The organism is Elioraea thermophila (ex Habib et al. 2022), assembly GCF_003336755.1.
Taxonomy (GTDB): Bacteria; Pseudomonadota; Alphaproteobacteria; order Acetobacterales; family Acetobacteraceae; genus Elioraea; species Elioraea thermophila.
In genome coordinates, this window is sequence record NZ_QMDI01000002.1 from 895,302 (window position 1) to 919,095 (window position 23,794).

22 protein-coding genes and 1 tRNA gene are annotated in these 23,794 nt (G+C 71.9%); 7 read left to right on the plus strand and 16 right to left on the minus strand.

Annotated elements, in window-relative coordinates; translation table 11 throughout:
• Positions 1–8 precede the first annotated feature (8 nt).
• The 3 genes from DWB05_RS06100 (at position 9) to DWB05_RS06110 (ending at position 3,281) form a co-directional block, all read left to right on the plus strand.
• Positions 9–497, plus strand: coding sequence for a tripartite tricarboxylate transporter TctB family protein (locus DWB05_RS06100; protein WP_114376007.1), 489 nt, complete (start codon positions 9–11; stop codon positions 495–497).
• Between the two features lie 3 nt (positions 498–500).
• A complete protein-coding gene (locus DWB05_RS06105; protein ID WP_114376009.1) occupies positions 501–2,000 on the plus strand; it encodes a tripartite tricarboxylate transporter permease in 1,500 nt (499 codons plus the stop codon).
• Between the two features lie 117 nt (positions 2,001–2,117).
• Entirely contained in the window at positions 2,118–3,281 is a 1,164-nt protein-coding gene (locus tag DWB05_RS06110) for an endonuclease/exonuclease/phosphatase family protein (protein ID WP_114376011.1), read from the plus strand.
• A 70-nt stretch (positions 3,282–3,351) separates the two neighbouring features.
• Here DWB05_RS06110 and DWB05_RS06115 read toward each other — a convergent pair.
• From DWB05_RS06115 to DWB05_RS06125, 3 genes are all read right to left on the minus strand, one after another.
• Positions 3,352–3,428: transfer RNA gene (locus DWB05_RS06115), tRNA-Met, on the minus strand.
• The gene (mnmA, locus tag DWB05_RS06120; protein ID WP_114376013.1) at positions 3,419–4,555 is read right to left on the minus strand and encodes a tRNA 2-thiouridine(34) synthase MnmA; all 1,137 of its coding nucleotides are present in this window, start codon (positions 4,553–4,555) and stop codon (positions 3,419–3,421) included. The genes DWB05_RS06115 and mnmA overlap by 10 nt, the downstream gene beginning before the upstream one ends.
• A 162-nt stretch (positions 4,556–4,717) precedes the next feature.
• Positions 4,718–5,401: a PEP-CTERM sorting domain-containing protein gene (locus DWB05_RS06125; RefSeq protein ID WP_157967096.1), complete on the minus strand. Its 684-nt coding sequence runs from the start codon at positions 5,399–5,401 to the stop codon at positions 4,718–4,720.
• Between the two features lie 331 nt (positions 5,402–5,732).
• Between DWB05_RS06125 and DWB05_RS14990 the strand changes: the two genes are divergently transcribed.
• Complete coding sequence (locus DWB05_RS14990; protein WP_232818412.1) at positions 5,733–5,984, plus strand: OmpW family outer membrane protein; 252 nt, start codon at positions 5,733–5,735, stop codon at positions 5,982–5,984.
• A 90-nt stretch (positions 5,985–6,074) separates the two neighbouring features.
• Here the strand turns inward: DWB05_RS14990 and DWB05_RS06135 are convergent, their stop codons facing one another.
• The 10 genes from DWB05_RS06135 to cysE all read right to left on the minus strand — a co-directional run bounded on the left by DWB05_RS06135 (position 6,075) and on the right by cysE (position 13,261).
• Positions 6,075–6,503, minus strand: a complete 429-nt coding sequence (locus tag DWB05_RS06135) for a hypothetical protein (RefSeq protein ID WP_114376020.1) — start codon at positions 6,501–6,503, stop codon at positions 6,075–6,077.
• Between the two features lie 124 nt (positions 6,504–6,627).
• The gene (locus tag DWB05_RS06140; RefSeq protein WP_114376022.1) at positions 6,628–7,155 is read right to left on the minus strand and encodes a PEP-CTERM sorting domain-containing protein; all 528 of its coding nucleotides are present in this window, start codon (positions 7,153–7,155) and stop codon (positions 6,628–6,630) included.
• A 194-nt stretch (positions 7,156–7,349) separates the two neighbouring features.
• The gene (locus tag DWB05_RS06145; protein ID WP_157967097.1) at positions 7,350–8,183 is read right to left on the minus strand and encodes a P-loop NTPase fold protein; all 834 of its coding nucleotides are present in this window, start codon (positions 8,181–8,183) and stop codon (positions 7,350–7,352) included.
• Between the two features lie 45 nt (positions 8,184–8,228).
• Positions 8,229–8,447, minus strand: a complete 219-nt coding sequence (locus DWB05_RS06150; protein ID WP_198669057.1) for a hypothetical protein — start codon at positions 8,445–8,447, stop codon at positions 8,229–8,231.
• Between the two features lie 181 nt (positions 8,448–8,628).
• Positions 8,629–9,345, minus strand: a complete 717-nt coding sequence (gene tenA / locus DWB05_RS06155; protein ID WP_114376029.1) for a thiaminase II — start codon at positions 9,343–9,345, stop codon at positions 8,629–8,631.
• 22 nt (positions 9,346–9,367) lie between these two features.
• Positions 9,368–9,700, minus strand: coding sequence for a ferredoxin family 2Fe-2S iron-sulfur cluster binding protein (locus DWB05_RS06160; RefSeq protein ID WP_114376031.1), 333 nt, complete (start codon positions 9,698–9,700; stop codon positions 9,368–9,370).
• Positions 9,701–9,718: 18 nt separating this feature from the next.
• Complete coding sequence (locus DWB05_RS06165; protein WP_114376033.1) at positions 9,719–10,897, minus strand: cysteine desulfurase family protein; 1,179 nt, start codon at positions 10,895–10,897, stop codon at positions 9,719–9,721.
• A 16-nt stretch (positions 10,898–10,913) separates the two neighbouring features.
• Positions 10,914–12,053, minus strand: a complete 1,140-nt coding sequence (locus tag DWB05_RS06170; RefSeq protein WP_114376035.1) for a cysteine desulfurase family protein — start codon at positions 12,051–12,053, stop codon at positions 10,914–10,916.
• A gap of 15 nt (positions 12,054–12,068) precedes the next feature.
• Complete coding sequence (locus DWB05_RS06175; RefSeq protein ID WP_114376037.1) at positions 12,069–12,581, minus strand: Rrf2 family transcriptional regulator; 513 nt, start codon at positions 12,579–12,581, stop codon at positions 12,069–12,071.
• 5 nt (positions 12,582–12,586) lie between these two features.
• Positions 12,587–13,261 (minus strand): serine O-acetyltransferase, encoded by a 675-nt coding sequence (gene cysE / locus DWB05_RS06180; RefSeq protein WP_114376039.1) that lies wholly within the window; start codon positions 13,259–13,261, stop codon positions 12,587–12,589.
• A 295-nt stretch (positions 13,262–13,556) separates the two neighbouring features.
• Between cysE and DWB05_RS06185 the strand changes: the two genes are divergently transcribed.
• Positions 13,557–14,225 carry an alpha/beta hydrolase gene (locus DWB05_RS06185; protein WP_114376041.1) on the plus strand — a complete coding sequence of 223 codons (669 nt, stop codon included), beginning with the start codon at positions 13,557–13,559 and terminating at the stop codon, positions 14,223–14,225.
• A 98-nt stretch (positions 14,226–14,323) separates the two neighbouring features.
• Here the strand turns inward: DWB05_RS06185 and DWB05_RS06190 are convergent, their stop codons facing one another.
• Positions 14,324–15,469: an anhydro-N-acetylmuramic acid kinase gene (locus tag DWB05_RS06190; RefSeq protein ID WP_232818413.1), complete on the minus strand. Its 1,146-nt coding sequence runs from the start codon at positions 15,467–15,469 to the stop codon at positions 14,324–14,326.
• Between the two features lie 45 nt (positions 15,470–15,514).
• Between DWB05_RS06190 and tyrS the strand changes: the two genes are divergently transcribed.
• On the plus strand, positions 15,515–16,744 hold the full coding sequence (gene tyrS / locus DWB05_RS06195; RefSeq protein WP_114376043.1) for a tyrosine--tRNA ligase: 1,230 nt from the start codon (positions 15,515–15,517) through the stop codon (positions 16,742–16,744).
• Positions 16,745–16,810: 66 nt separating this feature from the next.
• Entirely contained in the window at positions 16,811–18,508 is a 1,698-nt protein-coding gene (locus tag DWB05_RS06200) for an ABC transporter substrate-binding protein (protein WP_157967098.1), read from the plus strand.
• Positions 18,509–18,822: 314 nt separating this feature from the next.
• Here DWB05_RS06200 and DWB05_RS06205 read toward each other — a convergent pair whose 3' ends face one another.
• Positions 18,823–20,541, minus strand: a complete 1,719-nt coding sequence (locus DWB05_RS06205) for a methyl-accepting chemotaxis protein (RefSeq protein ID WP_114376047.1) — start codon at positions 20,539–20,541, stop codon at positions 18,823–18,825.
• A 59-nt stretch (positions 20,542–20,600) separates the two neighbouring features.
• On the minus strand, positions 20,601–23,789 hold the full coding sequence (locus DWB05_RS06210) for a YhdP family protein (protein WP_114376049.1): 3,189 nt from the start codon (positions 23,787–23,789) through the stop codon (positions 20,601–20,603).
• Between the last annotated feature and the right edge of the window lie 5 nt (positions 23,790–23,794).

Genomic DNA, 23,794 nt, shown 5'->3' on the forward strand with positions numbered 1-23,794 from the left:
CGACTGCGATGAGCGAAGTGCCGCGGGGCTTGCGCGCGCGCCCCGTCGAGATCGCCACGGCGCTTGCCTTCGCCGCCTTGGGCGGGCTCGCGATGTTCGACTCCGCCCGCATCGGCTTCGGCTGGGGGTTCGACGGGCCGCAATCCGGCACCTTCCCGTACTGGGTCGGGGGCTTGCTCATGCTCGCCTCCGGCGCGGTGCTCGCCGGCGCGGTGCTGCGGCGCACGCGGGCGATGTTCGCCACCAACGAGCAGCTCGCTTCCGTCGCACGCGTCTTCATCCCGGCCGCCGTCTACGTGGCGGCGATGCACCTCGTCGGGCTCTATGTGGCCTCGGCCGGGTTGCTCGCCTGGTTCATGATCCGACTCGGCGGGTATCCTTGGCTCGTCTCGATCGCCTCCGGCATCGCTGCCGCCGTCGTCGTCTTCGTCGTCTTCGAACTCTGGTTCCTCGTCTCGCTCCCCAAGGGTCCCCTCGAAGAGCTGCTCGGGTACTGAGCGATGGAGAACCTCGCCGCGCTTGCCGCGGGCTTCGCGGTCGCGCTCACGCCGTCCAACCTCGTGCTGATGCTGGTCGGCGTGCTGCTCGGCGTCGTCATCGGCGTGCTGCCCGGGCTCGGGGGCGCGAACGGCATCGCCATCCTGCTGCCGCTCACCTTTTCGATGGAGCCGGTGAGCGCGATCATCATGCTCTCCTGCATCTATTGGGGCGCGCTGTTCGGCGGCGCGATCACCTCCATCCTGTTCAATATTCCGGGCGAGCCGTGGTCGGTCGCCACCACCTTCGACGGTTACCCGATGGCGCAGAAGGGGCGCGCGGCGGAGGCGCTGGTCGCGGCCTTCACCTCCTCCTTCTTCGGCGCCTTCGTCGCCATCGTGATGATCACCGCGATCGCCCCGCTCGTCGCCCGCTTCGCGCTGCGCTTCGGCCCGCCCGAATTCTTCGCCGTGATGTTCCTCTCCTTCGCCGCCTTCGTCGGCCAAGGCCGTGGCTCGGCCTGGAAGACGATCGCGGCCATGATGGCGGGCTTCCTGCTCGCCTGCGTCGGGCTCGATACGGTGACCGGGCTGCTGCGGCTCACCTTCGGGTCGATGGAGCTGATGCGCGGCTTCGACTTCCTGGTCGCGGTGATCGGCCTGTTCGGAATCTCGGAGGTGCTGATCGCGGTCGAAGAAGGCTTGAAGTTCGAAGGTGCCAAGGCGCGCATCGACTCCGGCGTGGTGTTCCGGGTGTGGAAGGAGTTGCCGCGCTATGCCGCGATCGCGCTCCGCTCCTCCTTCATCGGCTGCTGGATGGGAGTCACACCGGCAGGCGCCACGCCGGCCTCCTTCATGTCGTACGGGATGGCGCGCAAGCTCTCGAAGGACGGCGCCGCCTTCGGCACCGGGCGGATCGAGGGGGTTGTGGCGCCGGAGGTGGCGAACAATGCCGCTGGTGTGTCGGCGCTGCTGCCGATGCTCGCCCTCGGTGTGCCGGGCTCGCCCACTGCGGCGGTGCTGTTGGGCGGGCTCATCATGTGGGGCCTGCAGCCGGGGCCGATGCTGTTCGTCGAACAGAAGGACTTCGTCTGGGGCCTGATCGCCTCGATGTACTTGGGCAACGTCGCGGCCTTCCTGGTCGTGCTCACCCTCGTGCCGCTCTTCGCCGCCATCCTGCGCATTCCCTTCGCCATCATTGCGCCCCTCATCCTCATCGCCTGCGCGATCGGCGCCTACACGGTGAACAACGCGATGTTCGACGTGGTGCTGATGCTGGTGTTCGGTCTCGTCGGGTACGTGATGAAGAAGCTCGACTACCCGCTCGCGCCGATGGTGCTCGCACTCGTGCTCGGCAACCGCACGGAACAGGCCTTCCGCCAGTCGCTCCTGCTCTCGGAAGGATCGCTCGCCGTGTTCTTCCACGGCTGGCTGTCCGGGATCATCATGACGGCGGGTCTCGTCCTCCTCCTCTGGCCGCTGATCGGACGGCTCGCGGCGGTCGTTCGCGCCCGCATGGCGTGAGGGCGCGCGGCTGATCCCGCTCGTGTCGTTTCCGTGACAACGGGCGGATGACGGCTTCCGCGGCGGGTTCCGTTGCGCGAGGCTTGCCCGCGATGGGCAACCATCGGTGAGACCGCCATGACCGTCCGCATCGCCGCCTTCAACGTCGAGAACCTGTTCGACCGCGCGAAGGCGCTCAACGCCGACACGCCGGGGGCCCATCAGGCAGTGCTCGACGCCCATGCCGAACTGAACCGGCTGTTCGAGCAGGCGACGTACGATGCGCGGACGAAACGCCGCATGCTCGCGCTGATGGCGGCGCTCGAGCTTCGCCCGCCGCGCTACGCCGGGCCGTTCGCGCTGATCCGCCGCATTCGCGGCAAGCTCGTGCACACGCCGCGCGGCGGCGAGCCGGAGATCGTCGCGGGCGGGCGGTCGGACTGGGTCGGCTGGTGCGAACTCGTGACCGAGGCGGTGGACGAGATCGCGATGCTGAACACTGCGCGCGTCATCCGCGACGTCGGCGCAGACATCCTCGCCGTGGTGGAGGCGGAGAGCCGGCCGGTCCTGCGCCGCTTCCACGACCTTCTGCTGCCGAAGCTGGGGGTCGCGCCCGCCCAGGGCTACCGCCACATCATGCTGATCGACGGCAACGACGAACGTGGCATCGATGTCGGGCTCGCCACGCGCGAGGGCTTCCCGATCGGGCTGATGCGCTCGAACGTCGACCTCCGCGCACCCTCCGGCGAGCCGGTGTTCAGCCGCGACTGCCCGGAATACGTCGTCACCACCCCCTCGGGCGAGCGGATCGTCGTGTTGCCGAACCATTTCAAGAGCAAGTTCGCCCCCGGCAAGGACGGGCAGCGCCGCGCCAACGACAAGCGACGGCTGCAGGCGCAGACGGTGGCGGACATCTACCGCCGCCTGCGCCAGGAGGGGCACGAGAACGTCGTCGTGTGCGGCGACCTCAACGATACGCCGGAGAGCGACCCCCTCGCCCCGCTCCTGCGCGACACCGACCTCAAGGACGTCAGCGAGCACAAGGCCTTCACCGAGTTCGAGTATCGCGCGCGCACCGGCGGGCGCGGCATCGGCACCTACGGCAACGGGCGCGACGACGAGAAGATCGACTACATCCTGCTCTCGCCCGCCTTGTTCGCGCGTGTGACCAAGGGCGGGATCTTCCGCAAGGGCGCCTGGCCCGGAAAGAAGCCTCGGCGTTGGGAAGTCTATCCGGAGCTCACGGCGCCTGTGCACGCGGCGTCCGACCACCACGCGATCTGGGTCGATCTCGACCTTTGAGCGGTCGGCCACCCAGCGCAGCGGCGGCTGATCTCGTTCGTGACGGAACGCTGCGGGGCGTCTGCGGCGGTGGTAGCGGCGGGCGGACTTGAACCGCCGACCCCGGCATTATGAGTGCCGTGCTCTGACCAGCTGAGCTACGCCGCCGCCTCAGCCGCAGTTAGGGCGCCGTCCCCGTCGCTGTCAACGCCGCCCGCGGCAGCCCCGACCCGCGACGCCGCCAGGGTGCCGCCGCCCAAGACGCGCTCGCCGTCGTAGAACACCGCCGCCTGGCCGGGCGCGACCACGGCCGGCGCCTCGAGCCTGATCTTCACCCGCGCCCCGTCCCAGGCCAAGACCGCCGGCTGCGCCGCCTCGCGCCCGCGCAGCTTGACCGCACAGCGGACCGGTGCGGCGGGCGGGTCGATCAGCCAGGACACGTCATCGACCCAAGCCTCGGTCCGCCCCAGGGCGGCGCGGGGGCCGACGACGATGCGGCGGCGGCCGGCTTCGATCGCCACCACGAACAGACGCTCGCCCACCCGTGCCGAGGCCTCGCCCAGGCCCTTCGCCTGGCCCACCGTGAAGCGCGCGATGCCGCGATGCCGGCCGAGCACGCGGCCGTCGAGCGCAACGATCTCGCCCTCCTCGGCGGCCTCGGGGCGAAGCGCTGCCACCACGCGGTCGTAGCGCCCCTCGGGAACGAAGCAGATGTCCTGGCTGTCGGGCTTCTCCGCCACCGGCAGGCCGAGCCGCGCGGCCTCGGCGCGCACGGTTTCCTTGCGCATCCCGCCCAAGGGAAAGCGGAGGAACGGGAGGTCCTCGCGGCGAATGCCCCAGAGGAAATAGGACTGGTCGCGCACGGGGTCGGTCGCGCGCAACAGTGCCGGCTCGCCGTCGACGGTCTCGATGCGCGCGTAATGCCCGGTGGCGAGCGCCTCGCAGCCGAGGTCGCGGGCAAGCCCGATCAGGTCGGTGAACTTCAGGTGCCGGTTGCAGGCGGCACACGGGATCGGGGTCATCCCCTGCGCATAGGCTGCGGCGAAGGGCTCGATCACGGCCTCCCGGAAGCGGGCTTCCATGTCGAGCACGTAATGGGGAATGCCCAAGCTGTCGGCCACCCGGCGGGCGTCGTGAATGTCCTGCCCCGCACAGCACGCTCCCTTCCGCCCGACGGCCCGGCCGTGGTCGTAGAGCTGCATGGTGACGCCCACCACCTCGTGCCCGGCTTCGACGAGAAGCGCGGCGACGGTGGCGGAGTCGACCCCGCCCGACATGGCGACGAGAATGCGCATGCGGGCGAGATGCGGGGGCAGTGCGGCGCGGTCAAGGCGGTGGCGGCGCCGGCACGGTCTCACCAATCGGCCCGCAGGCCAGCCGTCGCGGAAAGAAGAAGGGCCTCGGCGAACCGAGGCCCATTCCAGCGGAGCGCGTCGCTGCGGGATCGGCGGCCGATGTCAGGCCTGCGCTTCGCGCCGGCGCAACGCCATCAGCCCGGCGAAGCCGAGACCGAGCAGGGCCAGTGCGGCGGGCTCGGGGATCGCCTCGGCGGTGATGGTCAGCTGCTTGATGCCGAGCGACAGATCCTCTTGACCGTCGAGGCCGACGAGGCCGAGCAGGATCGTTTCGACCGGGGCGAAGGCGCCGGTGCCGCTGACGGCAAGCCCGATCTGGCCGGGAACCATGCCGGGGACGAGCCCGACGGTGATGGTCCCCACCGCCGGCGAGGGCACGGTGATGCCGTTGGCGTTGAGGAACGCGGTGAGTGCGGGGCTGACCAGACCGTCGAAGGCGGCGGTCAGCCCGGTCGCGGGCGTGCCGGAGAAGCTCAGATGCCCGGTGAAGGCAAGGCGATTGATGTACTCGCCGCCGACGGTGGTTTCGCCGACGATCTCGCCGATCGCGGTGACGAACACCCGGTAGAAGCCGTTGGGCGGGATGGTATAGCTGAACGTCGCCGGGCCGCCGAGCGGATTGACGAACAGGTTGAAGCCGGCTGGGCCGCCGACGTTACGGACCAGCAGGTTGCCGTCGAACGCGCGCACATCGAGCAGCGTGATCGGTCCGGCCTGCACGGGTGTCGCGAGCGAGACCCCGGCGGCGACCGCACAAACCCCCAACAGTTTCGTAACCGTGTTCATCTTGGACCCCCTGATGATTTCCTGGTGGCAGCTAGAAACGGTACGGCGTTGTGCACCGCGTCCAAAACTACGCCGTGCTGTCATCGAATGGTCAAGCACCAGATTGTGTCGGCAACCGATGATTGTACTTCGGAGGGATGATCAAACCATTCCGAATGCAGTCACGCACACGCAGCCCTTCACCGTACCTGGGGCGGCAAAGCGGTGGCATGCGCCCCCAACCGCGGGCGTGGCACGGGCGCAACAGTGTGCCGCACAAGCAGCGGCTCATCTCCCTCTTCCGATCGGGGTCGAGAACACCCATGCCGCCGGCGGTAACAAGCGGGCCAGGGTGAACTGCACGGTGTTCTACAGCGAGGGCGGCAGCCGCTCCGCCGGCATCACCGTTGTCGACGTGGAGAACGCGTGGGGTTACGGGCTCAACATGGAGCTCGACGACGAGTTCAGCCCGAACGGGCGGCTCAACGTCGACGTGAAGAAGCGCCGGCTTCGGCCCGACGTGTCGGTGAACCGCGGCGCGGTGACGGCGACGACCGACCTCGATCCGTGGATCATCGGGGCTGCGGTACGCTATGGGTTCTGAGCGGCGAAGGCGCTTCGGCTCGCCTTCTTCGGCGCGGGGGCGTGCGGGCTCCCGCGCTTTCGTTTCGGCGCCGTGCTTGCCGTCCTCGTTTCAGGCCCGCACCGTCACCGCGGTCCAGGCGTCGAGGAAGGCGCGCGCGTCCTCGGGCGAGGGCTGGAACGGCAGCCCGTCCGACCGCAGCGCGGCCATGGCACGCTCCACGGCCTCGGCGAAGGCGTCCTGGTCGTTGCGGGACGTGCCGCTGAGCGCCTCGAGCCCGATCCGGCCGTCGCGGAACGCCTCCACCCGTCTCCTGTCCTTGTGCGCGAGCACGGCGAGGCCGACCATGGTCGGCCCGTCCGGCGTCGTTGGCCCGGTGTTGGCGAAGCGCAGGCGGTTGAGGAAGCGCTTCATCTCGCGCGGGCTCTCGCGGGCAAGGAAGGCCGCCTCGGCCCAAGCCTCGAGCGCGCGGGTGAATTCCGGCGTGTCCACCTCGACCAGCGCGAGGGAAGGCCGTCGCCCCTGCAGCCACGCCGCCAAGCCGAGCAGCAGGACGACGGGAAGGACGGCGAGCCACCACCAGTCGGGCGGCGGCGCGGCGATGGGTTGAACGATCGCGGGTCGCTCGACTACCGGCGCGGAGGGCGGGTCCTCCGGCTCGGGCTTAGGCGGTGGTGGGCCGGCGGCGCAGCAGGGCGGCGGCGGCCAGCGCCCCCGCGAACAGCAGCGCCGAGGCCGGCTCGGGCACGACGGTCGTCGCGCGCGCGAAGAGGATGTCCTTGGGGGTACCGCTAAAGGCGCCGCCGTCCGGGGCATCGAACAGGGCCGTGCCGTTCACGGACAGGGAATTGAGGTACAGCGTGCAGCAGGTGACGGCCGGTGCGGTGTTGAAGGACCCGAAGACGACGAAGTCGTAGCCGGTGATGATGCCCGCCGCCACGGTCCAGGTGTTGTTGGTCGGGCTTCCGACATATTCGCCCAGCCCGAACCCATCGGTGTTCGAGAGGATCTCGACGCTTCCCGCCGCGGAGGTGGCATTGTCCGCGAGGCCGCGCACGATGCCCGTGACGGTGCCGCTCAGGCCGAGGGCACGGTTGGAGAAGGTGAAGGTGAAGTCGAGCAGCGCCGCCTGGGCCGACAGCGACCAGGCGCTCGCGAACGCTGCCAGTGCCAGAGTTCGGATGGCTTGCATGGAGGGATGTCTTCCTCTCGCGTCTGCGGGACGCCTGCCCAATCCGGCGGCCGCAGACGGAGCCGCTCGGACTCGCGCCGGAGGCGCTGCTTCGTCACCGCTTCGCGAGCATCCAGCGAAATGACTGTAGATCACGAGCTCTCCTTGTCAACGGCTCGCACCCGGGAAACCTCTTCGAAACGCCTGGCTGAGCGTCATGTCCTGGGTCGCCGAGCCTCGTGGCGGGCAAGGCGAGGCGGGGATGGCTCGGCGTCGGATCGGGCAGGACAGCTCGCCGGAGGCGCTGCCGCCTGCGGGTGCTGGCTCCGATCGTCGGCCGGACGTCTCGCCGGGCTGATCGATCGGGCGCGGACGGAGCGACTGCTCGCGCCATTGTACCCACCGTGCGGGTTTGCGAGTCGGTCCTGTCCTGGGCGCAACGCCACCTCGCGGACGACGGCGCTCTGAAACGGCTGTTCGATGCTTCGCCGGAAGCCACCGGGCGCGAACCATCCCGGCACGGCTTTCGCCCGCACCGCCTGCAGCAGGGCGGCGAACAGGTACTCCTCCCTCTGGTGGTGCCAGGCGTTGAACCACACCGGGCGCAGCCCGTGCGCGCGAAGGTCGTCGTGCAGCCGGTTCAGCACGCTGCTCTTGCCGCTGCCCCAGGGGCCGACGATGGCCAGCGTCAGCGGGGGTACGGTGCGGGTGTTGCGCAGGAAGGCGGAGATCCGGCGGGCGAGGGTGTCGGCGCCGGCGACGTCGCGGTCGCCGGGGGCGCGCGGGCGGTCGGTGGCGAACAGGCCGGCGGCGTCGCCGGCCGCCTTTCGTCGCTCGGGGGATGGCGGCGGGCGGAAGGCGGGCAGGGCGGAGACGAAGGCGACCGCGAGCAGGAGCCAGGAGACGGGCGGCACACCGCGCCGGTGCAGGCCAACCCGGTTCCAGGTCAGGCCGCCGTCCGCACTGCGCAGGATCGTCCCCCTTTCCCCCACCGCCAGCGCCGTCCGCCCGTCCGCCGAGAGCGCGACGGCGCCCAGGTGAGCCCGCACGACGGGCAGCCGCGCCCAGGCGTGGGTTTCCGGTGGTTCGATCCATCAGCGCAACGCCCATGGCGCGGGCTCGTCCATCGCCACCGCACGAAGGGGCAGCAGCCGCGCCGTCAGCCCCGCCGCGAGGGCGAGCAGCACGGCCGCCGCCAGCCAAGGCCAGCGGGCGTGGAGCCAACGCCGCAACGAGCTCGGCTGGCGCGGCGCGGAGGCGGCCGGCCGGGTCTCCGCCGTCGCCGGCCGGGAAGGAAGCGGGGCCTCGGGCACGGGCGAAACTCTGCCCAAGCCGGCGGCGCGCATGCAATCGTAACGATCAGCCGGACGCGCGCGCCGCCCACGTCCGGCATTGACGGAGGGGCGGCCCATACTCGCCCCGGCCGCGACACCGCCGCGCCCCGATCAGCCCCCGGCGCACAGCGCCAAAGCGGCAAAGGCGTAAAGCCGCCGCTCAGCCGGCGGCGGCGAGGCCCATCTGCCAGAACCGCGCCTCCAGCCGGCAGGCGGAGTCGAAAGTGCGCACGAGGTCGTCCCACCGCGCCTCCGCCCCGCGCGCCGCGCCCAGGCGGTCGAGCCGCGCGATCGCCGCCTCCGCCACCCCCCGGAATTCCGCTCCCGAGTACATCTCGAACCAGGCGCGATAGGGGTTGCCCTCGACTCTCAGAGCCGGGTCGCGCGCCATCCGCGCCCCGATCTCGGCGTAGCCGATGACGCACGGCGCGAGCGCCACCTCGAGGTCGAGCACGTCGCCGGCGAGACCCCGCTCCAGCACGTAGCGGGTGTAGGCCATGGTCTCCTCGGCCTCCGGCTCGCGCTCCATCGCCGCCTCGTCGATGCCCCATTGGGCGCAGTAGGCGACATGGAGTTTCATCTCATGGTCGATCAGCGCGTGCAGTGTGGCGGCCGCCTCGCGGATGTCGGCCACACGGGCGTGCTTGAAGGCGGCGAGCGCATAGGCGCGGGCGAAGTGGATGAGGAACAGGTAGTCCTGGGTGAGGTAGCGGCGGAACGCGGCCTCGGGCAGCGACCCGTCGGTCAGGCCGCGCACGAAGGGGTGCGCGACGTAGGCCTCCCAGGAGGGCCGGGCGGCATCGCGCAGCCGGGCGAAGAGCGTCCCCGGTGCGGCGAGCGCGTCGCGCGCCTTCGCTGAGAATCCCCCTTCCGCCATCACGCCACCCCCCGACCGCGCATCAGGACTTCATCGCGTTGCGCGTCGCCTTCGGCAGCCGCACCGTCAGCCCGTCGAGTTCCTCCGTCATCACGATCTGGCAGCCGAGCCGAGAGGTCTCCTCGAGACCGAAGGCGAGATCGAGCATGTCCTCCTCGTCCTCGGTGGGGGGTTCGAGCATGTCGAACCACTTCTTCTCCACGATGACGTGGCAGGTCGAGCAGGCGAGCGAGCCTTCGCAGGCCCCTTCGATGTCGATGCCGTGGCGGTGCGCGATCTCCAGCACCGAAAGCCCGAGCGGCGCGTCGACCTCGCGGCGCGTCCCGTCACGCTCGATGAAGACCATCTTGGGCATGGGCAGAACCGTCCGTCCTCAGGCGGCCGCGGCGCAGGCCTCGTGGGCGGCGATCAGCGCGGCGGCGGCAATGTCGATGTCGGCGGCGGAGGTAGAGCGGCCGAGCCCGATGCGCAAGGTGCGGCCGGCCTCCTCCGCCGACAGTCCGATCGCGCGCAGCACGTAGGAGGGTTCGATCTCGGCCGAGGAGCAGGCGGAGCCCGTGGAGAGGCAGAGGCCCGGGCAGCGGGCGATCAGGTCGGCCGCACGAGCGGCGGGAAAGGTGAGGTTGAGGTTGCCGGGCAGCCGGGCATCGGGGTGGCCGTTCAGCCTCAGCCCAGGGATCGCGTCGACGAGGCGCGACCACAGGCGCCGGCGCAAGCCCCGCAGCCGCTCGGCCTCCTCGGCCATCTCCACGCGCGCGAGGCGAGCCGCCTCGCCGAAGCCGACGATGAGGGGCGCGGGCAAGGTACCGGAGCGCAGCCCACGCTCCTGCCCGCCGCCGGAGAAGAGAGGGGTGAGGCGGACGCGGGGGCGACGACGGACGTAGAGCGCGCCGACCCCCTTCGGCCCGTACATCTTGTGGGCGGAGAGCGAGACGAGATCGACCCCGAGCGCCTCGACGTCCAGCGGGATCTTGCCCGCGGCCTGGGCGGCGTCGGTGTGGAAGAGAGCGCCCGCCCGTTTCGCGATCGGCACCAGGGTGGGAAGATCCTGCACGACGCCGATCTCGTTGTTCGCCGCCATCACCGAGACGAGCAGGGTGCGCTCATCGACCGCGCCCGCCAGCACGTCGGGGTCGAGCAGCCCGTCGGGCCGGACGGGGAGGATCACCGGCTCGAAGCCCTCGGTGGCGAGGTCGCGCACGCTTTCCAGCACGCACTTGTGCTCGGTGGCGACGGTGACGATCCGCGTGCGCGACGCCCCTTGGGAGCGCGCGAAGCGGGCCGCGCCCTTGATCGCCAGGTTGTTCGCCTCCGTCGCGCCGGAGGTGAACACGATCTCGCGCGCCTCCGCCCCGATCAGCGCCGCGACCTCGGCCCGCGCCTGCTCCACCGCCTGCTCTGCCTCGCGCCCCAACGCGTGTTCCGCCGAGTGCGGGTTGCCGAAGCGGTCGGCGAACCAGGGCAGCATCGCGGCCACGACGCGCGGGTCGCACGGCGTGGTGGCGTGATGGTCGAGATACAGAAGCCTTGGCGGCGCGACGGGGCCGTGCATGGCAGGGGATGTCGCGTCAGGCCGGCACGGGTTCAACCGCCCGCGACGCAAGCCGACCCGCCATCGCGGCATAGGCGGCGAGGAAGCGCGCCGGCACATCGTCCGCCGCGTCCCAGGGCAGGCTGACGCGGATGGCAGAGGACGCGAGCGGCCCCAGCCCCATCGCGCAGAGCACGTGGCTCTCCGCCACCTTGCCGGAGGAGCAGGCCGAGCCGGCGGACACGGAGACCCCGGCGAGGTCGAGCGCCATCACCTGGGTGGCGGAGGCGATCCTCGGGAGAGCGAGGCAAACGGTATTCGGCAGACGCGGCGCGTGTTCGGCAACGATCACCGCCTGCGGCACCCGCTCCCGCACGCCCTGCTCGATCGCGCGACGCAAGCGAGCGATCCGCTCCGCCCCGCCGCCCGCGCGCCAGGCCTCCGCCGCCTCGAGTGCTGCCGCAAAGCCCGCGATCGCCGGCAGGGGTTCGGTGCCGCCGCGCAAGCCCCGCTCCTGACCGCCGCCGCGGATCAACGCGCCCGGCCACCAGCCCGTCGGCAGCACCAGCGCGCCCGCCCCCTTCGGCCCGCCGGCCTTGTGGGCGGAGAGAACGAGCGAGGCCGCCCCGCACGCCGCGATCTCGCGCAGGGGCAACCGCCCGGGCGCCTGCGCCGCATCGACGTGGAGAAGAGCGCCGACCTCGCGGCAGAGCGCGGCGACCTCATTCAGGGGCTGGATCACCCCCGCCTCGTTGTTCGCCGCCATCACGGCGACGAGGGCCGGGCGCGGGTCGGCGGCGAGGGCCACCTCGAGCGCGGCGAGATCGATCACCCCCGCCGCGGTGACCGGCACCATCTCGATCCCTGGTACCGCCCGCAGCACGGAGTCGTGCTCGATCGCCGAGGCCAGCACGCGCCGGCCCTCACGCATCGCGCCGGCCAGCGCGATCGCATTCGCCTCCGTCGCTCCGGCGGTGAAGAAGACAGCCGAGGCGGCCACATCCAGCATCGCCGCCACGCGTTCGCGCGCGTCCTCCAGAACGCGCCGCGCCGCCCGCCCCAGCGCATGCACGGAGGAGGGGTTGCCGGCGACGTCGAGCGCCTCGATGACGGCCCGGCGCGCCTCCGGCCGCAGCGGTTCGGTGGCGTTGGCGTCGAGATAAAGCGGTACGGTCACCCCCGCCTCCGCCGCTCACTCGGCGGCGAGGTCGTGCTCCTCGCCGTCAACCCTCGGGCCCTCCACCTGCCGCAGCTTGGCGTGCAGCAATCCTGCCCGGCCCAACACCCGTTTCTTCACCACGTCCTCGAGCGAGACGGAAGCGAGGAAGAGGTGGATCTGGTTGCCGAGCTCCTCCCACAGGTCGTGGGTGAGGCAGCGCACTTGGCCGCCGAGGCAGCCCTTGGGGCTGCCCACCGTGCAGCGGGTGGCGCGGATCGGCTCGTCGGCGGCGAGGATGATGTCGGAGATCCGGGTCTCCGAGGGCGGAAACGCCAGCCGGTACCCGCCGCCCGGGCCGCGGACCGAGGTGACGAGGCCGGCGCGGCGAAGCCGGCCGAACAACTGTTCGAGGTAGGAGAGGGAGAGGCCCTGGCGGGCGGCGATCTCGGCCAGGGTCACCGGCCGCGACTCGGGGTTGGCGAGGGTGCGCGCAGCAAGCTCCGCCATCGCCATCACCGCGTAGCGGCCGCGGGTGGTCAGACGCATGGGACCTATCCTTTCGGCGCGACCACGCGGTCGCGCTCCGCTTCCAAAGCCGCCAGGCGAGCGGAAAGGGCCGCGACTTCCGCCCGCAACGCCTCGATCGCCCGCACGCCGGGGTCGAGCCCCTCGTCGCAGGGCGTGCCGTAGAGCAGCAGGTCCGCTCCGGCCGGACGGCGGTCCACGGGGCGCGCCGGAATGCCGACCACCGTCTGGCCGGGTGCGACGTCCGACAGGACGACCGCGTTCGCGCCGACCCGCGCCCCGTCGCCGATTGTGATCGGCCCCAGCACCTTGGCGCCGGCGCCGAGAATCACGTTGTTGCCGATGGTGGGGTGCCGCTTGCCGCCGACGAGGGAGGTGCCGCCCAACGTCACCTGGTGGTAGATCAGCACGTCGTCGCCGATTTCGGCCGTCTCCCCGATCACGATGCCGTCGCCGTGGTCGATGACGAGTCGCCGCCCGATGCGCGCTGCCGGATGGATTTCGATCCCGGTCAGCATGCGCGAGAGATGGGCGACCATGCGGGCCGGCAGTTTCAGCCCCCAACGCCACAGCCGATGCGCGATTCGGTGCAACCCCAAGGCGTGGACGCCGGGATAGCAGAGCAGCACCTCGAGCCGGGACCTGGCGGCCGGATCGCGGGCGAGCACCGCATCGATTCCTTCAACCCAGCGTCCCGCCATGCTCAGCGCGATTCCTATGTGAATTCGGTGTGACGGTCCCTATAGTAACAGACTGTCCGACGGGCAGGTGAGCGCGTGGCAGCGGCCGATCGAGGACGTCACAGCGCGCTTCCGCCGGGTCTTCGTCCGGGAACGCTAGGCACTCTGCCGAGGGCCGTCAATGAACGGTGGCGGTCGCGGGGCTGACTGGGGCGTGCCCGGAGCGGCCCGACGCGAAGCCGGCTCGCCACCGGCGGACAGGTGTCCTGTCAGGGGTCGGGGCGCAGGGGTGCCCCAGGATGGAAAGCGGAACGCGATGCCCGAGGTGATGTTCCAGGGGCCCGATGGACGACTCGAGGCCCGCTACCACCACGCGAAGACGACCAACCCGCCGCTTGCGCTCGTGCTGCATCCGCACCCGCTGCACGGCGGCAACATGAACAACCGCGTCGTCTACACGCTGTACCAAGTGTTCCAGAAGCTCGGCTTCTCGGTGATGCGGTTCAACACCCGCGGGGTCGGCAAGAGCCAGGGCCGCTATTCGGGAGGCGAAGGGGAGCTCTCGGATGCCGCCGAAGCGCTGGATTGGCTGCAGCGGATCAACCCGGGCTCGAAGACGATCTGGGTCGCGGGCTACCAGTATGGCGCTTGGCTCGGCATGCAGCTCTTGATGCGGCGGCCCGAGGTGGGCGGCTTCATCTCCGTCACGCCGCCCGCCAACCACTTCGACTTCGGCTTCCTCGCCCCCTGCCCGCAGTCGGGGCTGATCGTCACCGGCGGCAAGGACGAGATCGTGCCCGAGCCGGCGGTGGCCAAGCTGGTCGCCAAGCTCAATGCGCAGAAGGGCATTCGGATCGACTACCGGGTGTTCGAGGACTGCGACCACTTCTTCGTCAACCACTGCGACCGCCTCGCCGAAGCGGCGGAGGACCACCTGCTGACCGCGCTCGGCCGCGACGAGCGGATGAAGCTCGCCGCCGATTGACGGACGGCAGATCGCGTCGGCGGAAACCCGCGGGAATCGATCGCGAGCGAGGCCATGAGGCGGAGGGACGGCGCCGAGGGGCCGGCGTGTGACGGGGTTCAGCCTCGCCGAGCGGTTCGGACCTGACCAGGCGGCGGCACCACCCGGCCACCGGGCATCGGTCGCGGCACCCCCGTCGTGGTCGGCAGGCTGAGCGGCAGCCCTGCCAGGCTGCGGGCGGCAAGGAAGGCGAAGGCCTGCGCCTCCAGCGCATCGCCGTTCCAGCCGACGGCCTCGGCGGTAACAACGGGCGCGCCGAGGCTCTCGCGCAGGGCAGCGAGCAGCGCCGCATTGTGCCGCCCGCCTCCGGTGACGATCCAAAGGACGGGCGCGGCCGGCAAATGGCGAACGATGGCCGCGGCGGCGCGGGCGGTGAAGGCGACGAGGGTCGCCGCCCCGTCCTCGGTCGTGAGCGCGGCGAGACCCGAGCCGGCGATCACGCCGGCGAAGGCGAGACGGTCGAGGGATTTCGGCGGTGGGGCGGCGAAGAAGGGATCGGCGAGCAGGCGGGTGAGCACGGCTCCGTCGGCACGGCCCGCGCCGGCGATCCGCCCCTCGGCATCGTAGGCCTGCCCCGTGCGGGAGGCGATCCAATCATCGAGCGGTCCGTTGCCGGGCCCGACATCGCAGGCGATCACCTCGCCCCCCGCGCCGAGCCAGGTGACGTTCGCCACCCCGCCCAGGTTCAGCACCGCCAGAGGTTTCGCGAGATCGGCGGCCAGAGCGGCGTGAAAGAGGGGAACGAGCGGCGCCCCCTGCCCGCCCGCAGCCACGTCGGCCGTGCGGAAGTCGTGCACCACCGCGATCCCCGTCGCCTCGGCCAGCCGGGCGGCGTCGCCGATCTGCCAGGTGAGCCCGGCCGCCGGTCTGTGCAGGATGGTCTGGCCGTGGAAGCCGATCGCGGTCACGTCAGCGGCCGCGAGGCCGGCACGCTCGAGCAGGACCGCTACCGCCTCGCGGTGCCGCTCGGTGAGCGCGCGTTCGACGGAACGGAGGTCGGGATCGTCGCGCGGAAGCGTCGGCGCGCGATGGAGCAACGCGCGCAGGCGGCGGCGGAGCGCATCGTCGTACGCCAGCGTGAGTGCAGGGCCGAGACGGCCGATGCGCCGCCCGTCCGTCTCCACCAGCGCGGCGTCCACGCCATCGAGCGAGGTGCCGCTCATCAGGCCGATGAACAGGCCCGAAGCATCGGCTTTTGTGCCCATGACGCGACTGTGCTAGGCGCCCGGCCGCACCGCAACGGACGCACGATGACCCGCTTCCGCTCCGACTTCCTCGCCGAGGCGCACGCCCGCGGCTTCGTCCACCAGTGCACCGATCTCGAGGCGCTCGACGCATTGCTCGCGGCCGGCCCCGTCTCGGCCTACGTGGGCTACGACCTCACCGCCGACAGCCTGCATGTCGGGCACATGATCTCGATCATGCTGCTCAGGCTGTGGCAGCGCACCGGCAACCGGCCCGTGGTGCTGTTCGGCGGCGGCACGAGCAAGATCGGCGACCCGTCGGGGCGGGACGAGAGCCGGCGGCTGATGTCGGAGGCCGAGATCGCGGCCAACAAGGAGGGCATTCGCAAGCCCTTCGCGCGCCTCCTTCGGTTCGGCGACGGGCCGACCGACGCGATCGAGGCCGACAACGCCGACTGGCTCGACGAGCTCCGCTACATCCCGCTCCTGCGCGAGGTTGGCGTGCACTTCTCCGTCAATCGCATGCTGTCGATGGACAGCGTGCGGCTCAGGCTCGAGCGCGACCAGCCGCTCACCTTCCTCGAATTCAACTACATGATCCTGCAGGCCTACGACTTCCGCGAGCTCTACCGCCGCTTCGGCGTGCGCCTGCAGATGGGCGGGTCGGACCAGTGGGGGAACATCGTGATGGGGGCCGACCTGATTCGCCGCACCGACCGCGCGGAGTGCTTCGGCCTGACCGTGCCGCTGCTGGCCACCGCCTCGGGGGCGAAGATGGGCAAGACCGCGCAAGGCGCGGTGTGGCTGAACGCGGATCGCCTCGCGCCCTTCGGCTACTGGCAGTTCTGGCGCAACACCGAGGACCCCGACGTGGGCCGCTTCCTCCGGCTCTTCACCGAACTGCCGGAGAGCGAGATCGTGCGCCTGGAGGCGTTGCGCGGGGCGGAGATCAACGAAGCGAAGATCGTGCTCGCCACCGAGGCGACCGCACTCCTGCACGGCCGCGAGGCGGCGGAAGCGGCGCGCAAGGCCGCGTCGGGAGCGGGCGAGGAGGGGCTGCCCTCCGTCACCATTCCGGAACTGTCGAACGGCTTGCCGGCCTTCCAGCTCGTCGCCCGCGCCTTCGGCCTCGCGTCGAACGCGGAAGCACGGCGCCAGATCCGCGGCGGGGCGGTGCGGTTGAACGATGCGCCGGTGACGGACGAGGCGCAGCTGATCGGCCCCGAAAGCCTGCGCGACGGGGCGGCGCGCCTGTCGCTCGGCAAGAAGCAGGCCGTGCTGGTTCGCGCCGGCTGACGCCGCGGCCGTCTGCCCGGGGCGGCATCAGCCCCTGCTCGAGCGATGGGCAGGGCAAGGCCGACCATGCCGGTCGGGCTTGCCGCGGCGGGGCGGCACGCGGCTTGCTGCACCCGCGTCGACCGTCACACCGACGAGGCACCCCCATGGCCGGACCTGCACCCGCGCTCACCCGCCGCGGCCTGCTCGCCGCAGCTGCCGCCACCCCACTGGCTCTCGGCCCGCACGGCGGAGGCGCAAGCCGCACCGTTGCGCATCGCGACGTCGATCTCGGACATCCCGCGCCTGTGGGGCGGACCTGAAGCAGGGTTCGAGGGCATCCGTTTCGGCGCCCTGTTCCTCTACGACGCGCTGATCAACTGGGACCTCTCCTCGGCCGACCGGCCCTCAGGCCTCGTGCCGGGCCTCGCCACCTCCTGGCGGGTCGATCCCGAGGATCGGCGCAAGTGGGTGTTCTCCTTGCGCCCCGGGGTGCGGTTCCACGACGGCTCGCCGTTCGACGCCGAGGCCTGTGCGTGGAACTTCGCCTCGGTGCTGGATCAGGGCGCGCCGCAGTTCGACGCGCTAAGGGCGGGGCTCGTGCGCACGCGCCTCACCTCGATCGCCTCCTGGCGGGTGATCGACCCGATGACCTTCGAGGTGACGACGCACGCGCCCGACGCCCTCTTTCCCTATCAGGCGCCGTTCCTGTGGATGGTTTCGCCCGCGCACTGGCGCGCGCTCGGCGGAGACTGGCAGCGTTTCGCCGCCAACCCCTCGGGCACCGGGCCCTACCGCTTCGTCTCGCTTCGTCCGCGCGAGCGCGCCGAATTCGAACCCAACACCGACTACTGGGACAAGGAGCGCATCCCGCGCGTGCCGCGCACGGTGCTGCTGCCGATGCCGGAAGGGACGGCGCGGGTGGCGGCCCTGCGCGCGGGGCAGGTGGATGTGGTCGAGACCGTGCCGCCCGACACCATCGCGTCCCTGCGCGCCGCCGGCCTGCGCGTGGTGATGAACGCCTACCCGCACGTCTGGGCCTGGCGGCTTTCCGTCCTGCCCGACAGCCCGTTCCGCGACGTGCGCGTCCGCCGCGCCGCCAACCTCGCCGTCGATCGTGACGCGATCGTCGCCATGCTGGCGGGTTCCGCCCTGCCGGCGAAGGGCAAGATCACGCCCGATCATCCGTGGTTCGGCAGGCCGTCATTCGACCTCCGGTACGATCCCGACGCCGCCCGGGCGCTGATGCGCGAAGCGGGCTTTGGGCCGGATCGCCGGGCGGCGATCTCCGTCATCATCGCCTCGGGCGGCGGCGGGCAGATGGTGCCGATGCCGATGAACGAGGCGCTGCAGGAGATGCTGCGCGCGATCTGGATCGACGTCACCTTCCAGGTTGTCGATTTCGCCACCATCATCAACATGTTGCGCGCCGGGGCGCGAGCACCAACGGCACGCGGGGCGGCGGCGATCAACATCGCCATCCCGACCATGGACCCGACCACGGGCTGGATCATCTACGATCGCGACCTCGCCCCGCCGCGCGGGGTGAACTGGGGCGAATACGACTCGCCCGCGGTGCAGGCGCAGCTCGCCGCCGCACGTTCCGCCTTCGGCGATGAGGAGAACCGCGCCGCGATGGCGCGGCTGCACGAGATCCTGGTCGAGGAGGCGGCAGCGCTCTTCGTCGTGCACGACCTCAACCCGCGTGCGTTGTCGCCGCGCGTGCGCGGCTTCGTGCAGGCGCGCAACTGGTTCCAGGACTACACGCGAATTTCGTTCGGCTGAGCGGGTGAGGCGGGCGGCAAGGCAGCGCCAGGCTCCCTCTCGAAGACGCGGTTTGACTCAGCGGTCGACACCTGCACCACCGCGGCGTCGTTGGCGCTGGCAACTGCGACCTGTCGCGTGGAACAGAGCGACTTTCCTCGGCCCTCCGCCTGTGATCGCGACCGCCTAGGCCCATGCGGCGGCCGGCACGTGCGCCGAACAGAGCATCGCCGGCGGCGGGCCTGTCCCTGTCGCCCGAGTCCTCCGACACCCATCCCCCAGCGGAGGCGGCCGATCGCGCCGACGGCCACCCCCCCGCCGGCCGCCGGTCGCCGTCAGGCCGCCCGCAGGTGACCGAGGAAGGTCTCGACGGCGCGGCGGACGGTGCCGGTCTGTTCCGCCATCCGTGCGGACTCGCTGCGCGCGGCCTCGCCGCCTGCCGCGGCCCGTTCGACATTGGCGGAGAGTTGGCGCATCGCCTGCGACACCTCCGAGGTCGCGGCAGCGGCATCCTGCACGCTGCGCGCGATCTCGGCCGTCGCCACGCCTTGTTCCTCCACCGCCGCCGCGACCGCGGAGGCCAGCCGGCTGATCTCGTCGATCCGATTGCCGATGGCCTTGATCGCGCCGACCGCGCCGTCGGTCGCCGCCTGCATGGCCGAGATCTGGGTCGCGATCTCCTCTGTCGCCTTCGCCGTCTGCGAGGCGAGGTTCTTCACCTCCGACGCCACGACGGCGAAGCCCTTGCCGGCCTCGCCCGCCCGCGCGGCCTCGATGGTTGCATTCAGCGCGAGGAGATTGGTCTGCCCGGCGATGTCGTTGATCAGCCGCACCACGTCGCCGATGCGGGAGGCGGCTTGGGCGAGCTCCGCCACCTGGGCGTTGGTGCGCTCGGACTCCTCGGCGGCTGACCGCGCCGCGGAAGCCGTCTCCGTCACCTGGCGCGAGATCTCGCGGATGGAGGCGGAGAGCTCTTCGGCGGCCGCGGCCACAGCCTGCACGCCGCCGGCCGCCCGCTCCGAGGCGCTGGCGACCGAGCCGGACAGGACCTCGGTATCCTTGGCCCCTGCGGCGATCTGATCGGCAGCGAGGCGAAGCCGCTGCGCCGCCTCGGTGGCCGCGGCCACCGCCGCCATCACCTCGCGTTCGAAACGCCCCGCGAGCTCCAGCCGCTGCTGCCGGCGCTCCTCGGCGTTGCGGGCGCGCTCGGCCTCCACCTGCTCGCGCGCCGCTTTCGCCTCCCGCGTACGCTCCTGCAAGGTGACCACCGCCCGCGCCAGCGCCCCCACCACGTCGCCGCGGTCCGTGCCCGGAACCGGCGCCTCGGTGTCGCCCTCCGCCACCTTCAGGGTGGCATCGCGCAGGGCGAGCACGGGGCGGAGCGACGTGCGGATGACGAGCCAGAGTGCGAGCGCCACCGCCGCGATCACGGCAAGCCCGACCAGGATGGCCTCGCGGCGCGCCGCGGCGACGACGGCGTCGATCTGGTCGATCGGCACGCCGACGAACCAGAGCCCGATCTGGCGCCCGGAGGCGTCGCGGATCGGCTCGTAGATGGTGAGGTGGCGTCGGCCGAGAATCTCGTTCTCGCCGCGGTAGATCTGGCCGCGCGTGATCGAGGCGTCGTAGGCCGGGCCGGGAGCGAGCCGCGTGCCCACGCCGCGCGACCCGTCCGGACGCACCACGTTGGTGGCGATGCGCAGGTCGCCCAGGAAGAGGGTGGCGACCCCGCCCGCGATGTCGCGCACCGCATCGACCAGATCGTTCCGCCCGTTCAGGGCCGTCTCGCCGACCAGGAGACGATCCCCGTCCACCCGGAACTCGCGCCCGAAGCGGTGCACCTGGTCCTTCAACGCGCGCAGGTTCATTTCGAGATTGGCCTGCGCCCGCTGACGTTCGTTCTCCGCGATCTCGCTCACCTTCAGCCAGGTGAGCAGGGCGACCGCGGCGGCGGTCACCACCACGCCCGAGACCACCACCTGGGTGGCCAAGCCGAACCGGCGACGAAGGCCGGCCAAGCCGGCGACCAGTGCATGGCGTGCCGATGGTTTCATGGTCGGATCCTCAACCTGCCAAACCGGCGCGAAGATCGCCCGGTCAGGTGAAGCAAAGGTCAACGCCCGCGCTCGGGCTCTCCCTGCGGCTGGGAAGCTGGCGTGCCGTCACCCTCGAACAGGCCGAACAGGCCACGCAGGAAGCCCGGGGTGAGGGCGGCGAGCGGGTTCACTGTGACCTCCGGGTCGTCGAGCGAGCCACGCACGCGGTAGGTGGCGGCGAACACCCCGCCCCCGGCTTCGGGGGAAAAGAGCCGTCCGATCAGCGGGATGTGGCCGAGGATGGTGTTGAAGGCGTAAGCCGGCACGATGGTGCCGTCGACGGAGATGCGCCGGCGGGCGAGGTCGACCGTTCCGCGCGCGGTGAAACCGAGCGAGGCGCCGAAGGCCCGGGCATCGCGCAGCTCGAGCCGTTCGCCGTCGTAGGAGAAGGGGGCGACCAGGCGGAGGAAGGAGAGGCCGGGCCCGCGCGCGACCTCGATCAGCCCGTAGAGCGTCATCGCCTGCAGCACGCGCCCGATCGCCGGCGCCTCGCGCAAGCGGAACTCCTCGATCGTCGCTTCGCCGACCAGAGGCGCGTCCGGCCGGCCCTCGTCCCACGCCCCGCTCAGCCGCAGCCGCCCCCCGTTCATGGTCGAGACGATGCCGAGCGCGGCGAGGAAGGCGCCGGCATCGGAGGCTTCGGCCTCGAGGCTGCGCCGTCCGCCCGACCGCCGGATGCTGGCTTGCCACGTGCCCTCCGCCCCCGCCCGACCGCGCGTGTCGAGGGCGGCGATGCGCCCGCCGTGCCGGGTCAGCGACAGCGACACCTCGCGCAGCTCGCGCCCCGGCTCGGCCCCGAGCAGCACGCGCTCGAACCGGGCGTCGAGCACGATCGGCATGCCGCCGCCATCGTCGGCCCCCGGTTCGTCGCGCGGGCGGCGCGAGAGGTCGAGCAGGGGGCCGCGCAAGGACACGACCCAAGGGTCGCCGGGTCGGTTCGGCGCCCGCACCTCGCCCGCGGCCCGGCTGCGCCCGAGCGCGAGGTCGGCGATCTCGACCCGCTCGAGACGCCCTTCGCGGTCGAACGTCGCCCGGCCGCGCGCCGCCAGCCCCGCCCCCTCCAGTCGGGTGAGCTCGATCGCGGTCAGGCGCGGCCCGGCGAGGCGCGCGGTCGCTTCGGCGGACGCGCGCTCGCCCGCCGGTTTCTCCCAGCCGAGCTCGGGCACGCCGAGGCGTGCGCGCGTGAGGTCGGCGCGCAGGCTGACGGTCGCCTGGCGATCGCGCCGCACGGTGAGGCGGGCTTCGCCCCCCACCGCCCCCGTCAGGTAGGGAGCGAGCGGAACGCCGAAGGCGTCGGCCACCCCCGGCTGCGGCGGGAGGCGAAGCGTCGCCCGCTCGATCACCTGCGACGGCGGGCCGGCGCGGAAATCGGCCTCGTAGGCGAGTTGCGAGTCGAGCCCCGCAAGCTGCCCCGTGCCCTCGAGCTTCAGCCCGTCGCGATCGACGGTGAGGGTGAAGCGGCCGCGCTCGAGCGGACGGTCGAGCACGGCGGCGGGCAGACTCGCCTCCGCGATGCGCGCGGTGGCGCGCGCGTCGAGATCGTCCAACGTCAGCGCATCAAGCAGGGGAAAACGCAGCGCGAGATCGACCTGCGCCCGGCCCGCCAACCCGGGGGGCGGCGGCCCGCGCCGGGCGAAGAACGCAAGTTTCGGGTGGGACAGGAGCGCGATCGCCTCCGCCACCGGGGCCTCGATGGCCAGGGCAAGCTCGGCCCATTGCGGCCGGGTGTCGAGGCCCGAGAGCACGATGGTCGCCGCCCGCGCGCGGATGCCGCCCAACACCCCGTCGCGGGCGGAAATCTCGATCCGGTCGAGGGCGAAGCGGGCTTCCGCCGCCACCCCGGTGACGGGCGGCATCGGCCGCAGGTAGTGCACCGTTACGTCATCGGCACGGCCCGTGCCCGCGAAGGCGATCGGTTCGACCCCACCTGTCGCGGGATCGAGGCGGAGTGCCACCTCGAAGCGGGCCTCGCGCACCACGCCCGCCGTCAGGTTGGTGGTGATCCACGCCCGTTCGTTGCGCCCGACCCCCTCCGGCCAGAGGGTGGGGAGGTCGGCGAAGGCCACACTCTCGACAGCAAGCTGCACCTCCGCCCGCCACAACGCGCCATCGCGCGCTGCCCGGCCGGCGATGGTGACGGTCGGCGAAGGGCCATGCTGTGCGGGCAAAACGAGGCGGGCGGTCTCCACCCTCACCCCGTCGGCATCGAGATGCAGGATGGCTCGGGCCGAGGTCAGCGGAAGGGCACCCCCGCCCTCGGGCAGGACCAGTCGTCCGGCGCCGACCGTGACGTCGATCCGTGCCGAGTGCGGCGCCAGTCCCTCGGCAAGCGCAAGTCGGGCCGAAGCGGAAACGAGACCATCGAGCGCGGCGAGCGGGGCCAGCACCGGCGAAAGCGGCGCGAGCACCGCCGGGCGGAAGGGCGAAAGCTCGACCACCAGATCGGCAGCGAAGCTCGGCGAGACCTCGCCGCGCGCCGCGATGGCAACCTGGGCAGGGCCGGCCGAGGCAAGCCCCTCCAGCGCGACCGCCACCCCGCCGCCCGGCAGACGGCGGAGGTCGAGCAGCGCCTCCTCGACCCGCCAGGGCAGGCCGAGCCGCTCGTCCTCGACGAGAACGGTGCCGCGCCGGATCCGCAGACGCGTCAGCCGGGAGATCCGGCTTTCCGCCCGCGCCTCCCCCTCCAGGCCGAGCTCGGCGAGCAGCCGTTCGGCAAGCCCCCGATCGTCTCCCGCCGGTGCTTCTTCCGCGCCGCGCCCCTCCTGCGGGGCGGCGATATCGACGGCGAAGACGCCATCCGCTCCGCGCCGCAGACGCAGGGTGACGCCGGCGAATTCGAGCGCGCGCGGCTCGATGCGGCCCAGGACGAGGGCGCGCAGCCCGAGGCTCACCGTGCCCTCCGGCACCTCGGCGACCAGCGTGCCGTCCGCGTCGATGAAGCGGATCCCGGAGAGGCGCAGGTCGATCGGGCGGTCGAGCCCCTCGCCGAACCCCTCCCACACCAGGGCCGCCCCGCCGATCTCGACCCGTCGCCCGCCCTCGGTGGCCGCCACCCGGGCCTCGATGAAACGGGCAAGCGGATCGAGCGGCAGCGGGCCCTGGGCAAGACGCCAGGCGAGAGCACCGGCGACGACGCAGGCGAGGACGAGGATCGCTCCGACGGCCGTGGCGATCCGCCGCAGCAGGCGGGCGGAGGCCAGGATCATGCCGC

Bases quoted from the DNA above. Each gene is read 5' to 3' on its own strand.
- DWB05_RS06100 (WP_114376007.1), top strand. From the start codon at position 9: ATGAGCGAAGTGCCGCGGGGCTTGCGCGCGCGCCCCGTCGAGATCGCC.
- DWB05_RS06105 (WP_114376009.1), top strand. From the start codon at position 501: ATGGAGAACCTCGCCGCGCTTGCCGCGGGCTTCGCGGTCGCGCTCACG.
- DWB05_RS06110 (WP_114376011.1), top strand. From the start codon at position 2,118: ATGACCGTCCGCATCGCCGCCTTCAACGTCGAGAACCTGTTCGACCGC.
- mnmA (WP_114376013.1), bottom strand. From the start codon at position 4,555: ATGCGCATTCTCGTCGCCATGTCGGGCGGGGTCGACTCCGCCACCGTC.
- DWB05_RS06125 (WP_157967096.1), bottom strand. From the start codon at position 5,401: ATGAACACGGTTACGAAACTGTTGGGGGTTTGTGCGGTCGCCGCCGGG.
- DWB05_RS06140 (WP_114376022.1), bottom strand. From the start codon at position 7,155: ATGCAAGCCATCCGAACTCTGGCACTGGCAGCGTTCGCGAGCGCCTGG.
- tenA (WP_114376029.1), bottom strand. From the start codon at position 9,345: ATGGCGGAAGGGGGATTCTCAGCGAAGGCGCGCGACGCGCTCGCCGCA.
- DWB05_RS06160 (WP_114376031.1), bottom strand. From the start codon at position 9,700: ATGCCCAAGATGGTCTTCATCGAGCGTGACGGGACGCGCCGCGAGGTC.
- DWB05_RS06165 (WP_114376033.1), bottom strand. From the start codon at position 10,897: ATGCACGGCCCCGTCGCGCCGCCAAGGCTTCTGTATCTCGACCATCAC.
- DWB05_RS06175 (WP_114376037.1), bottom strand. From the start codon at position 12,581: ATGCGTCTGACCACCCGCGGCCGCTACGCGGTGATGGCGATGGCGGAG.
- cysE (WP_114376039.1), bottom strand. From the start codon at position 13,261: ATGGCGGGACGCTGGGTTGAAGGAATCGATGCGGTGCTCGCCCGCGAT.
- DWB05_RS06185 (WP_114376041.1), top strand. From the start codon at position 13,557: ATGCCCGAGGTGATGTTCCAGGGGCCCGATGGACGACTCGAGGCCCGC.
- DWB05_RS06190 (WP_232818413.1), bottom strand. From the start codon at position 15,469: ATGGGCACAAAAGCCGATGCTTCGGGCCTGTTCATCGGCCTGATGAGC.
- tyrS (WP_114376043.1), top strand. From the start codon at position 15,515: ATGACCCGCTTCCGCTCCGACTTCCTCGCCGAGGCGCACGCCCGCGGC.
- DWB05_RS06200 (WP_157967098.1), top strand. From the start codon at position 16,811: ATGCCGGTCGGGCTTGCCGCGGCGGGGCGGCACGCGGCTTGCTGCACC.
- DWB05_RS06205 (WP_114376047.1), bottom strand. From the start codon at position 20,541: ATGAAACCATCGGCACGCCATGCACTGGTCGCCGGCTTGGCCGGCCTT.
- DWB05_RS06210 (WP_114376049.1), bottom strand. From the start codon at position 23,789: ATGATCCTGGCCTCCGCCCGCCTGCTGCGGCGGATCGCCACGGCCGTC.